The organism is Streptococcus sanguinis, from assembly GCF_900635155.1.
Classification (GTDB): domain Bacteria; phylum Bacillota; class Bacilli; order Lactobacillales; family Streptococcaceae; genus Streptococcus; species Streptococcus sanguinis_G.
Map to the genome: position 1 here is coordinate 1,042,523 of NZ_LR134002.1, position 12,180 is coordinate 1,054,702.

Annotated in this window: 12 protein-coding genes, 1 tRNA gene, 1 pseudogene and 1 CRISPR repeat array; of the genes and pseudogenes, 13 read left to right on the forward strand and 1 reads right to left on the reverse strand. The window is 43.2% G+C overall.

Annotated features, from left to right (window positions below):
• Positions 1-356 precede the first annotated feature (356 nt).
• The 5 genes from ELZ47_RS05385 to ELZ47_RS05405 all read left to right on the forward strand — a co-directional run bounded on the left by ELZ47_RS05385 (position 357) and on the right by ELZ47_RS05405 (position 1,895).
• The gene (locus ELZ47_RS05385) at positions 357-620 is read left to right on the forward strand and encodes a chorismate mutase (RefSeq protein WP_126435517.1); all 264 of its coding nucleotides are present in this window, start codon (positions 357-359) and stop codon (positions 618-620) included.
• The gene (gene crcB / locus ELZ47_RS05390) at positions 620-994 is read left to right on the forward strand and encodes a fluoride efflux transporter CrcB (protein ID WP_125332576.1); all 375 of its coding nucleotides are present in this window, start codon (positions 620-622) and stop codon (positions 992-994) included. Before ELZ47_RS05385 ends, crcB (ELZ47_RS05390) begins: the two co-directional genes overlap by 1 nt.
• Positions 991-1,317 (forward strand): fluoride efflux transporter CrcB, encoded by a 327-nt coding sequence (gene crcB / locus ELZ47_RS05395; RefSeq protein WP_164549563.1) that lies wholly within the window; start codon positions 991-993, stop codon positions 1,315-1,317. Before crcB (ELZ47_RS05390) ends, crcB (ELZ47_RS05395) begins: the two co-directional genes overlap by 4 nt.
• 118 nt (positions 1,318-1,435) lie before the next feature.
• Positions 1,436-1,783 (forward strand): 50S ribosomal protein L19, encoded by a 348-nt coding sequence (rplS, locus tag ELZ47_RS05400; RefSeq protein ID WP_009660455.1) that lies wholly within the window; start codon positions 1,436-1,438, stop codon positions 1,781-1,783.
• Between the two features lie 40 nt (positions 1,784-1,823).
• A tRNA-Arg gene (locus ELZ47_RS05405) sits at positions 1,824-1,895 on the forward strand.
• 385 nt (positions 1,896-2,280) lie between these two features.
• On the opposite strand, the gene mnmE is transcribed toward ELZ47_RS05405, so the two are convergent.
• Positions 2,281-3,654, reverse strand: a complete 1,374-nt coding sequence (gene mnmE, locus ELZ47_RS05410; RefSeq protein WP_125332573.1) for a tRNA uridine-5-carboxymethylaminomethyl(34) synthesis GTPase MnmE — start codon at positions 3,652-3,654, stop codon at positions 2,281-2,283.
• 177 nt (positions 3,655-3,831) lie between these two features.
• Here mnmE and rpiA point away from each other — a divergent pair, with 177 nt between their 5' ends.
• From rpiA to cas2, 8 genes and pseudogenes are all read left to right on the forward strand, one after another.
• A complete protein-coding gene (gene rpiA, locus ELZ47_RS05415) occupies positions 3,832-4,509 on the forward strand; it encodes a ribose-5-phosphate isomerase RpiA (RefSeq protein WP_125332571.1) in 678 nt (225 codons plus the stop codon).
• A 13-nt stretch (positions 4,510-4,522) separates the two neighbouring features.
• On the forward strand, positions 4,523-5,734 hold the full coding sequence (locus ELZ47_RS05420) for a phosphopentomutase (protein WP_125332569.1): 1,212 nt from the start codon (positions 4,523-4,525) through the stop codon (positions 5,732-5,734).
• A 29-nt stretch (positions 5,735-5,763) separates the two neighbouring features.
• A pseudogene (locus ELZ47_RS05425) lies at positions 5,764-6,576 on the forward strand (purine-nucleoside phosphorylase).
• Positions 6,577-6,910: 334 nt separating this feature from the next.
• Positions 6,911-7,624 carry a purine-nucleoside phosphorylase gene (deoD, locus tag ELZ47_RS05430; RefSeq protein WP_004186762.1) on the forward strand — a complete coding sequence of 238 codons (714 nt, stop codon included), beginning with the start codon at positions 6,911-6,913 and terminating at the stop codon, positions 7,622-7,624.
• Complete coding sequence (locus tag ELZ47_RS05435) at positions 7,621-8,382, forward strand: hypothetical protein (protein ID WP_125332563.1); 762 nt, start codon at positions 7,621-7,623, stop codon at positions 8,380-8,382. The genes deoD and ELZ47_RS05435 overlap by 4 nt, the downstream gene beginning before the upstream one ends.
• A gap of 11 nt (positions 8,383-8,393) precedes the next feature.
• On the forward strand, positions 8,394-9,131 hold the full coding sequence (locus ELZ47_RS05440; protein WP_125332561.1) for an NAD-dependent protein deacylase: 738 nt from the start codon (positions 8,394-8,396) through the stop codon (positions 9,129-9,131).
• Positions 9,132-9,242: 111 nt separating this feature from the next.
• Positions 9,243-10,244, forward strand: a complete 1,002-nt coding sequence (gene cas1, locus ELZ47_RS05445) for a CRISPR-associated endonuclease Cas1 (protein ID WP_126435518.1) — start codon at positions 9,243-9,245, stop codon at positions 10,242-10,244.
• A gap of 2 nt (positions 10,245-10,246) precedes the next feature.
• Positions 10,247-10,573: a CRISPR-associated endonuclease Cas2 gene (gene cas2 / locus ELZ47_RS05450; protein WP_164549564.1), complete on the forward strand. Its 327-nt coding sequence runs from the start codon at positions 10,247-10,249 to the stop codon at positions 10,571-10,573.
• Positions 10,574-10,676: 103 nt separating this feature from the next.
• A CRISPR array of direct repeats spans positions 10,677-11,295; the repeat unit is 37 nt; unit sequence GTTAGAAACCCCAATCACCTCGAGAGGGGACGGAAAC.
• The last annotated feature ends 885 nt before the right edge of the window (positions 11,296-12,180 follow it).

Below are 12,180 nucleotides of genomic sequence, written 5' to 3' on the forward strand. Positions count from 1 at the left end.
TTTGCGAGTTCTCCTTAATCCAAGATCAGGAGGACTGTTTTAGGTTGCGGATAAGCACTCGGTTAAGCGAGTGCTCTTTAAAAAGGTTCGGGGATCCTTTTTAATCTGTAGATAGGGACTCGGCCCTGCGAGTTCCCTTTAATCTAAGGTCCGGGGGACTGTTTTAGGTTGCGGATAAGCACTCGGTTAAGCGAGTTCCCTTTAATAAGGTTCGGGGATCCTTTTTAATCTGTAGATAGGGGCTCGCCTTTGCAAGTCCCCCTTAATCTAAGGTCCTTGAGACCTTTTTATTTAGAATTGAACTAGAAAATTTTACTATTTTTTGTTATGATAGATAGAATACAAGGAGGAAGTAGATGACGTTAGAAGAAATCAGACAGGAAATTGATCAAGTTGATGATGCAATCGTTGCCCTGCTGGAGCAACGAATGAATCTGGTTGGCCAAGTCGTAGCTTTAAAAAAATTAACAGGCGCAGCTGTCTTGGATAGCAAGAGAGAAGATGTGATTTTTGCCAGAGTGGCGGATAAGGTTGAAAACAAAGACTATAAGGAAACTGTTGTCGCGACCTTTTCTGACATTTTAAAACGTTCGCGTGAATTTCAGAATAAAAATATCTAATGAAAGAAGTACAGAATTCGATAGCTGTGGCTTTATCTGCTATGGCAGGCGGTTGGCTACGTTACCAAGTAGCGCTCATATCAGTTTTTGATGATTCATTTCCGCTAGGTACCTTACTGGTCAATTATTTGGGAACTTTTTTGCTGGTCTATATCATCAAGGGCTATCTTAGCAGTAAAGTTAAGTCCCAGCGTCTGCTTTTAGCGCTTTCGACTGGTTTTTGCGGAGGTTTGACGACTTTTTCTGGTCTTCTGCTAGACAGTATCAAACTAACAGATTCAGGGAGCTATATGGAGCTTCTTATCTATCTAGTCTTAAGTGTAGGTGGTGGCCTTGCAATCGCCCTATGGGCTGGAAAGCAGGTGAAGTCATGATGTGGGCGGTTTTAATCTGCTGCGGCGCTGGTGCTCTCGTGCGTTATGTTTTCTCCAAGGTCAATAGTATATACTCTCTGCCAGTTGGGACTTTATTGGCAAACTTGCTAGGTGCTTTTCTAATCGGTTACTTTTATAATCATATAGAAGACAAGCAGCTTTATGTGATTTTGGCAACAGGCTTCTGTGGCGGTTTGACGACCTTTTCGACCTTGAATGCTGAGCTGGCAGAGCTCTTTTCGGAGCGAAAGAAATTCCTTCTCTATTTGGCTTTGACCTATATCCTCGGTTTTTTAGCGATTCTTTTGGGAATTTTCATTTAAACATCTTTACATTTTTAGAAATTTTGATATAATATAGTTTGTGCCTAATGGAAGCACAAAAAACGGCTAATCCGCTGCGGTCATGAACCTTAAGATTAGTAAGATAGGAGTAGAAAAAATGAATCCATTAATCCAAAGCTTGACTGAAGGTCAACTTCGTACTGACATCCCTGCATTCCGTCCTGGTGACACTGTCCGAGTTCACGCAAAAGTTGTCGAAGGAACTCGCGAACGTATCCAGATCTTTGAAGGTGTGGTTATCGCTCGTAAAGGTGCTGGTATCTCAGAAACTTACACCGTTCGTAAGATCTCTAATGGTATCGGTGTTGAACGTACTTTCCCAATCCACACTCCACGTGTTGACAAGATTGAAGTCGTTCGTTACGGTAAAGTCCGTCGTGCTAAATTGTACTACCTTCGTGCATTGCAAGGTAAGGCAGCGCGTATCAAAGAAATTCGCCGTTAATTTTAGAAAGACTCTGTCGTTGGGCAGAGTTTTTCTCTAAGTCCCCTTAGTTCAATGGATATAACAACTCCCTCCTAAGGAGTAGTTGCTGGTTCGATTCCGGCAGGGGACATGGATATGAAAAACTACGTTGTCAAACGTAGTTTTTTTCTATGTTTAAATAAAAAATCTATAAAATAAATTGTTTTTTAGGAAATAGGAGTACAATACGGTTAGTATAGAAAATAAAAAAGCACCGAATCGGTGCCCACTTTTTCAAGTTGAATACGGACTGGGCTTAAGAACCACTGCCTTATTTTAACTTGCTGTGTTGTTTCGAATAGTTCCAAAACACTGACAGACGAAGCTGTCTTGTCTGGTTAGTTTTAGAGCTGTGTTGTTTCGAATGGTTCCAAAACACATTCTGAAATCCTCTGGGACTATGTTTCGTTTTAGAGCTGTGTTGTTTCGTTTTTATTTATCATAAAAAGGACTGTTTTATTCAGTCCTCTCGTTTTCTATTTCCCCAAGCAAAATTGGCTGAAGAGTTGTGTGATGAGTTCGTCTGGTGCAGCGTCACCAGTGATTTCGCCGAGGATTTCCCAGGTGCGGGTCATATCTACTTGGAGTAGATCTACTGGCATACCCATTTCCAAGCCTTGGTTGACGGCTTGCAGACTTTCCAGAGCTTTTTCAATCAAGGAAATGTGACGGGCGTTGGATAAGTAGGTGGCATCTTGCTCGACGATACCAGCATTTTCAAAGAAGAGCTGATTGATGCGTTCTTCAATTTTATCGATATTTTGATTGTGAAGGACAGAAATCTTGATGACATCAGTTGGTAGCTGGTCCAGCTCAATCTTTTCTTCAAGGTCGGTCTTGTTAAGCAGGACGATGCGATTGCTGTCCTGGCTGATTTCGAGCAATTGTCTGTCCTGGTCCGTCAGAGGCTCGCTGGCATTGAGAACTAAGAGGACCAAGTCGGCTTCCTGCAGGGCTTTTTTAGAGCGCTCAACTCCAATTTGCTCAACAAGGTCGTCGGTTTCCCGAATACCTGCAGTATCGATGAGTTTGAGTGGCACGCCTTTGATATTGACATACTCCTCAATCACATCACGAGTCGTTCCCTCGATATCAGTCACAATGGCCTTGTCCTCGCGAAGGAGATTGTTGAGCAGGCTGGACTTGCCAACATTGGGTCGGCCGATGATAGCAGTGGAAATGCCTTCGCGTAAAATCTTACCTCGTCGTGCAGTATCGAGAAGATTGCTCAGCAGAGCCTCGAACTCAGCTGTTTTTTCTCGCATAAGCTGGGTCGTCATCTCTTCCACGTCGTCGTACTCGGGATAGTCAATATTGACCTCGACCTGAGCCAGTGTGTTGAGAATTTCCTGACGAGTATTGTTGATAAGGTTGGAGAGGGAGCCATCCAGCTGCTTGACAGCGTTGTTCATTGCTTTATCGGTCTTGGCGCGGATGATGTCCATGACAGCCTCAGCCTGAGTCAAATCTACGCGCCCATTGAGAAAGGCCCGCTTGGTAAACTCACCAGGCTCAGCCATTCTAGCTCCCTCGCGAATTGCCAACTGCAAAATTTCATTAGTGACCGCAATTCCACCATGGGTATTTATCTCGATGATATCCTCGCGCGTGAAGGTCTTGGGAGAGCGCATGGCACCAAGCATGACCTCGTCTAGAATTTCCTGATTTTGAGGGTCAACGATATGGCCGTAGTTGAGCGTGTGGCTTTCTACTTTGCTTAGATTCTTCCCTTTGAAGATTTTTTGGGCAATAGCAAAACTGTCTGTCCCACTCAGTCTGACGATACCGATAGCCCCTTCGCCAAGAGGCGTAGAAATCGCAGCGATTGTATCAAATTCTCTGGTAATCATACTGTATTTTTCCTTGTGTTTTAAAATCAATTACCCTAATTGTAACGCAAAAATCAAGGAGGAGCAAGGCTTTCGATTATCAAGCGGAAGGAATGGAATTTAGGTATGGTAAAGAAAACACTTTCATAACAGGAAGAATCATGATATAATAAAAGTAGTGTGATTTGAGGAGGTGCTATGGAAAATCTAAAAAAACTAGCAGGTATCAAGGCTGCTGAATTTGTCCAAAACGGGATGATTGTAGGTCTCGGGACGGGTTCGACTGCCTACTATTTTGTCGAGGAGATTGGTCGGCGTATCAAGGAAGAAGGATTGCAGATTACAGCTGTTACGACTTCCAGTGTCACTAGCAAACAGGCTGAAGGGCTAGGCATTCCGCTCAAGTCTATCGACGATGTGGATCAGGTGGATGTCACTGTTGATGGTACTGATGAGGTTGATTCAGCTTTTAACGGTATCAAGGGCGGTGGCGGCGCACTTCTCATGGAGAAAGTCGTGGCGGTTCCTACTAAGCACTATATCTGGGTGGTCGATGAGAGCAAGATGGTAGAGAAGCTAGGTGCCTTCAAGCTGCCAGTAGAAGTTGTTCAGTACGGTGCTGAGCAGCTCTTTCGTCGCTTTGAGCGTGCAGGCTATAAGCCTGCCTTTCGTCAGAAGGATGGTCAGCGATTTGTTACGGACATGCAGAATTTCATTATCGACTTAGATTTAGGTGTGATTGAAAATCCAGTTGAGTTTGCGCAAGAACTTGATCATGTTGTGGGCGTAGTGGAGCATGGACTGTTTAATCAAATGGTAGACAAGGTCATTGTTGCTGGAAAATCGGGTCTTCAAGTTTTAGAGGCCAATAAATAGAAAGAGGTATTTTATGCCAAAATTTAATCGTATTCACTTGGTAGTCATGGACTCAGTTGGTATCGGTGCTGCACCAGATGCTAATAACTTTGTCAATGCAGGAGTACCAGATGGTGCTTCAGATACTCTGGGACATATTTCCAAAACGGTAGGACTGAATGTGCCAAATATGGCTAAAATCGGTCTGGGAAATATCGAGCGTCCTGTTCCTTTGAAGACAGTTCCTCAAGAAGAAAATCCTAGCGGCTACTATACCAAGCTGGAAGAAGTATCTCTTGGAAAAGACACGATGACAGGACACTGGGAAATCATGGGTCTAAATATTACTGAGCCTTTTGATACTTTCTGGAATGGCTTCCCAGAAGAAATCCTGACTCAGATTGAAGAGTTTTCTGGTCGCAAGGTCATTCGTGAGGCTAACAAGCCATACTCTGGTACAGCAGTTATTGATGACTTTGGTCCTCGTCAGATGGAAACAGGCGAGCTGATTATCTACACCTCTGCTGACCCAGTATTGCAAATTGCAGCACACGAAGATGTGATTCCTTTGGAAGAGCTCTATCGTATCTGTGAGTACGCCCGCTCTATTACCTTGGAACGCCCTGCGCTTCTGGGACGTATTATCGCTCGTCCTTATGTAGGTGAGCCAGGCAACTTCACTCGTACAGCCAACCGTCACGACTATGCCGTTTCTCCGTTTGAGCCAACTGTACTTGATAAGCTCAATGAAGCTGGAATTGATACTTATTCTGTTGGTAAGATTAATGACATCTTCAACGGCGCTGGAATTAACCATGATATGGGACACAATAAGTCTAACAATCATGGTGTAGATACTTTGGTCAAAGCCCTGAAAGACGAAAACTTCAAAGAAGGTTTCTCATTTACTAACCTAGTAGACTTTGATGCTCTTTATGGTCACCGCCGTGATCCACATGGCTACCGTGACTGCCTAGAAGAGTTTGATGCTCGTATCCCAGAAATCATTGAAAATATGCGTGAAGATGATTTGCTCATGATTACTGCTGACCATGGTAATGACCCAACCTATGCCGGAACAGACCACACTCGTGAGTACATTCCGCTTTTGGTCTTCGGAAAATCGCTGAGCGGTCATGGTCATATTCCTGTTGGACACTTTGCGGATATCTCAGCTACCGTTGCTGAAAACTTCGGAGTGGACAAGGCGATGATTGGTGAAAGCTTCTTGGACAAATTGGTATAAGCATTATAAGAGAGTGAGGAAAATGTTTTATGACAAGCTTATCAGAAAAAATCAAAGCAACAGCAGCCTTCTTGAAAGAAAAAGGTATGACAGAACCTGAATTTGGTCTGATTTTGGGATCTGGTTTGGGAGAATTGGCTGAAGAAATTGAAAATGCTGTTAGTCTTGACTATGCGGATATTCCAAACTGGGGCCGTTCAACTGTTGTTGGTCACGCTGGTAAATTAGTCTATGGAGACTTGGCAGGACGGAAAGTCTTGGCACTGCAAGGCCGTTTCCATTTCTATGAAGGAAATCCTTTAGAAATCGTTACTTTCCCAGTGCGTGTGATGAAGGCTCTTGGTGCGACTGGTGTTATTGTTACCAATGCTGCTGGCGGTATTGGTTATTGACCTGGTACTCTTATGGCGATCACTGACCACATCAATATGACTGGTCAAAATCCTTTAATCGGTGAAAACTTGGATGAATTTGGTCCACGTTTCCCTGATATGTCTAAATCTTACACTCCAGAATACCGTGCCGTCGCTCATAAAGTTGCTGATAAGCTTGGTATCAAGCTGGATGAGGGTGTCTATATCGGTGTAACTGGACCGACTTATGAAACGCCAGCAGAAATCCGAGCTTATAAGACACTTGGAGCGGATGCAGTCGGCATGTCTACTGTTCCTGAAGTGATTATAGCAGCACATTCTGGTTTGAAAGTCCTTGGGATTTCATGCATTACAAACTTTGCTGCTGGTTTCCAAGAAGAGCTTAATCATGAGGAAGTGGTTGAAGTAACAGAACGTGTCAAGGGTGATTTCAAACGATTACTTAAAGAAACACTTGCTGAATTGTAAAAATGTTGAAAGGCGGAGTGTCTGGGTTTGTAATTGAATCCGAGCTAGCCTTTCTATGTTGCTTGATAAAATCATTAAACTAAAGAAAGGTAGAGTGAGTTGTTCAGATTTGAACACGAGCGAAAAACTATCTTTCGAATAAACACAGAAAGGAAGGGCGTCTGAGTCTGAATTGAACTCGGGCTAGTCTTTCTATGGAATATTAAAATTAAGAAAGAAAGGAATTGAACCCACCCTAAAAGCGGTGGGAAAAAGATAGATGGTCTTGCGAGCATCGCTCACTGCGACTATCTCCTATTTTCCCTTTGCTTTTGACGGGTTTGGTATCTTAACTATGTCTATTCATATTTCTGCTAAGCCAGGTGAAATTGCGGATAAAATCCTTCTTCCGGGGGATCCGCTTCGAGCTAAATTCATCGCTGAGAACTTTTTAGAAGATGCTGTTTGCTTCAATGAAGTCCGCAATATGTTCGGCTACACTGGAACTTATAAAGGCCAGCGTGTTTCAGTTATGGGGACAGGGATGGGAATGCCCTCAATCTCTATCTATGCGCGTGAGCTGATTGTTGACTATGGTGTGAAAAAGCTGATCCGTGTCGGAACTGCGGGTTCGCTGAATGCTGATGTGCATGTCCGTGAATTAGTACTGGCGCAGGCAGCTGCAACCAATTCCAACATTATTCGTAATGACTGGCCACAGTATGATTTTCCGCAAATCGCTAGCTTTGATTTGTTAGATAAGGCTTACCATATCGCCAAAGGTCTTGGTATGACAACCCATGTTGGGAATGTGTTGTCGTCTGATGTCTTTTACTCAAACTACTTTGAAAAGAATATTGAGCTTGGTAAGTGGGGAGTTAAAGCTGTTGAAATGGAAGCTGCGGCACTTTACTATCTGGCTGCTCAGCACCATGTAGATGCTCTCGCGATTATGACTATTTCTGACAGCTTGGTCAATCCTGAAGAGGATACGACAGCAGAAGAACGCCAAAATACCTTTACCGATATGATGAAGGTTGGTTTGGAAACCTTAATTGCAGAAGCATGAAACTAGATGTCAAAGAAGCCATTCTCTTTGCTATTTCCCGCTATGACTATGCTTATGCCCATAAACTAGCTGAGCGAGCAGGAAGCAGTGTCCAGTCTGACTTGGTCCTTCTTCTTGAGGCTTTAGCGGAGCGAAGAGAGCTCAATATCCAATCTATGATGAATCTAAAGTTGGAAATCACTGGGTCTGACCTAGCTGATTTTCAGCTTTTTTGCCATGAAAATGAAGCGGACGAACAGCTGGTTAATTACCTTTATGACCTTGAAGCCAAGCTAAGGAATGAGCAGCTGATTGATTTTATCCGAGCTGTCAGTCCAGCTATTTATCGGATTTTTATGCGGCTGATTCGCATGCAAATACCAGATATTGAGAGCTATATTCATAATTCGCGAGGGGCTAGTTACGACCGTTGGAAGTTTGAAAAGATGCGAAATTCTGATAATCCTGACCTGCAAAATTTTCATGCGGAAAGCACGGTCAATTCTTCTAGTTTGACGGAGATGATTTTGCAGTTGAATTTGCCTGAATCCGTCAAAGAATCAGCACAACAGCTAAGAGAGTTAGAAAAGTCAGTCCGCAATCCGTTGGCTCATCTTATCAAGCCTTTTGATGAGGAGGAGTTGCACAGGACGACAGGTTTCTCATCTCAGCACTTTATGGAGCTTCTGATTGATTTGGCGCAGGAGACAGGCATAGTATATCAGAGGGAACCTTTTTACTTCGACCGAGCGAATGCGGTCATAGAAAGTCTCTTATAAGGAGTAGCAGGATGGATAAGATTGCAAGGCTGCAAGAATTAATAGACCAAAGTCAGAATATCGTCTTTTTTGGTGGCGCGGGTGTTTCGACGGAGTCCAATATTCCGGACTTTCGCAGTTCAGATGGAATTTACAGCGTCAAGCTGGGACAGCATTTTACAGCGGAGCAGCTGGTTTCTCACACTATGTTTGAGCGCTATCCGCAGGAGTTTTTTGACTTTTACAAGAAGTACCTTCTCTATCCAGATGCTAAGCCCAATCCAGCACATGTCTACTTGGCAGATTTGGAGAAGTCAGGCAAGCTCAAGGCTGTAGTGACTCAGAATATTGATAGCTTGCATGAAATGGCTGGTTCGAAAAAGGTTCTCAAACTACATGGCAGTGCGGATAGAAATTACTGTCTGAATTGTCAGCGATTCTATGATTTGGATGGCTTTCTGGCTCTGGCCGGTACCATTCCTCGCTGCCTTGACTGTGGCGGTATTGTCAAACCAGATGTGACTCTCTATGAAGAACCCCTAGATATGGAAGTGTTCCAGCAGGCTGCCCAAGCTATCCAGCAAGCTGATCTACTGATAATCGGTGGCACTTCCTTAGTCGTCTATCCCGCAGCCAGCCTCATCCAGTACTTTGCAGGAAAGCATCTGGTCGTCATCAACAAAACCAGTATCCCGCAAGACAAGCAGGCAGACCTAGTCATTGAAGGTAAAATAGGGGAAGTATTGGGGAAGTTGAGAAGAGATGGCTAGAATCTATTTCTAAAAATAAGAAAAAAAGACTCTTGTAGATTTTGCAAGGGTTTTTATTGACAACTTAAAATAGGTATATTAAAATATTAAATAAAAAGAAAGTGTTTTAATATGGCCGATTTGTATATTCAGAACTCTTCATACAGCTTATCAATTAGTGATCGTAAGTTAATGATAAAGAACCAAGAACGCACTATGCTCAAGGCTATTTCATTAGGTCTAATTGATAACATTCTTATATTTGGTAATTCTCAGTTATCAACACAATTACTGAAATCTTTATCTCGCCATGGGATTCCAGTCTTCTATTTTTCTAGCAAGGGTGAGTTTTTATTTTCGATGGATTCTTTTAAGGAAGCGGACTATGAAAAGCAGAGAGAGCAGGCTCAGGCTTCTTTTGATAAAAGTTTCTGTCTGAAGATGTCTCAGAGAATAGCTTCAGCAAAAATCATGAATCAATTAAATCTGCTAAAAGCATACGATGAGCAAGGGCTATTTGACGAAGAGGACTTTAAACGTTTTAAATCTGCTTGTGAGAGCCTTAAATCTGCCAAAAGCATAGCAGAAATTATGGGGATTGAAGGCAGGATTGCAAAATCTTATTTCTACTATCTAAATCTACTGGTAGAGGAAGATTTTCAGTTTTATAGTCGCAATAGGAGGCCATCCTTAGATCGTTTTAATGCGCTGCTAAATTTTGGGTATTCGATTTTGCATTCCTGTTTTATTGGCTTGATTCGGAAAAATGGTCTTAGTGCAGGCTTTGGAGTTACCCATCAGCCACATACCCATCATGCAGTACTAGCTAGCGACCTAATGGAAGAGTGGCGGCCAGTCATAGTAGATGATACTGTGATGAGTCTGATTAAGCATGGTGATATTAGGGGGGAGCATTTTGAGAAGATGGGGGATGAAATGCATTTGACTTCGGAAGGGATTGAAGTATTTTCTCGAGCTATGAGAGAGCGCATCTTAGAAATCCATCATTATGTCGAATTGGATAAGAATCGCTACACTTTTTTGTACACGGCAGATCAGCAAGTCAAGTCTTTGATTCGATGTTTTAAGTCAAGGAATGCTGACGACTATATCAGCAGTTATACGGGAGAGTGAAGATGACTTTTTATAATCTTGATAGTGTCAGCAAGGAATTTGCCAGGAAGAAAACAAAGTTTTGTCTGGTTATTTATGATATCGTAAGTAATAAAAGGCGTTTAAAACTAGCCAAGCTTTTAGAAGGCTATGGTACAAGGGTTCAGCGTTCTTGCTTCGAGGTCGATATAGAAAAGCTGAATTTTGATCTTTTGATAAAAGATATAAGAGACTTTTATCAAGCCGATGAAGGAGACAATATCATCGTATATGTCGGGCATAAAGAAGAAACTGTAGTCTTTAATCCCTATGCTGGCGCTGAGTTGCTGGAAGAGATATTATTCTTTTAATCTTTAAATTTTGCTGGCTTCATGGTATAATAAGGATAAGTTTCAACTGGGATGTCAAACTATATTTAGTAGTTTGACGCGAAGACCCTATACAAGATATGGGGTTAGAAACCCCAGTCTCCTCGAGAGGGGACGGAAACTTTCATAGAGATATGTATCAGGTAACTGTTATTTCGTTAGAAACCCCAGTCTCCTCGAGAGGGGACGGAAACTTAGGCTTGTGATGTCTACATTTGCCCTTGGTCGGTTAGAAACCCCAGTCTCCTCGAGAGGGGACGGAAACTATCCAATAGCGTTTTTATGGCTTCTTCCGTCTGTGTGTTAGAAACCCCAGTCTCCTCGAGAGGGGACGGAAACATTACCAACTTGTTCTGTATCGAGCTCGGCAATTTTGTTAGAAACCCCAGTCTCCTCGAGAGGGGACGGAAACTTAGAGAAGTCTACGCCAGAGTTGTCTTCAGTTGCGTTAGAAACCCCAATCACCTCGAGAGGGGACGGAAACTTGACATATATGTTTCATAAATGAAACGCTCTTTTTGTTAGAAACCCCAATCACCTCGAGAGGGGACGGAAACCCTTTGGTATCATTAGGATTCTGACTGTAGCGTGGGTTAGAAACCCCAATCACCTCGAGAGGGGACGGAAACGAGAGTTTGAAAAACTCTTCATCTGATTTCAGCACACCGTAATAACCCCCAGCCGCCTCGAGAGGGGACGGAAACGCTACTACAATCTCACGCTCAAAGCTGTATTCCTGTAAGACCCCCCATTCAGCTCGGGAGGGTACGGGAACGTTTTAGATGCTTTTCATCAAAAGTGTTCTCAAGGTAATAACCCCCAGTTACCTCGGGAGGGTACGGAAACTTTCAAGTGCCCCACTCCTAGATGGTTCATTAATGTGTAAGAACCACTAGTAGCCTCGGGAGGGGGCGGAAACCCACTTGTAAAAGTCAATAAGATTATCCATCTTCTGCGTTAGAACCCCCAGTCTACTCGAGAGGGTACGGGAACGTATTTGTTGGTATTTTGTTTTCAAATGGTACTACGGGTAAGACCCCCCATTCACCTTGAAAAGGGGCGGAAACATATTCTCGAATTTTATATAGGCTTGTATCATACTGCGTAAGAATCCCTAGTAACCTCGAGAGGGTACGGAAACCTAACATTGAAAAACTACTAATCATTCGCATACTTCTCTAAGAATCCCTATTCACCCCGAGAGGGGGCGGAAACTGCCCTTCAAGTGCTTTAGGGTTGTGTAAGTCTGCGTAAGACCCCCCAATCACCTCGCGAGGGTACGGAGACCTTGTCGTGGTCGTCCAAGTGCCGAGTGTGGTCTTATAAGTCTCCATTTATCTTGAGAGATTACGGAAACTTATCTACGTATTGGTCATTAGCTTCAGCACCACTTGTAAGAACCCCCAATCACCCCGCGAGGGTACGGCAACGGATTGTTTGAATACACTTGTGTATCAAACGGATAGGTAAAAAGCCCCAGTCACCTCGAGAGGGGACGGAAACAATTCAATTTGAAGCTCTAACTCATACCATTTTTTGTAAGAAACCCCAGTGTCACCTCGGGAGGGTACGGAAACAGAACGGCATAA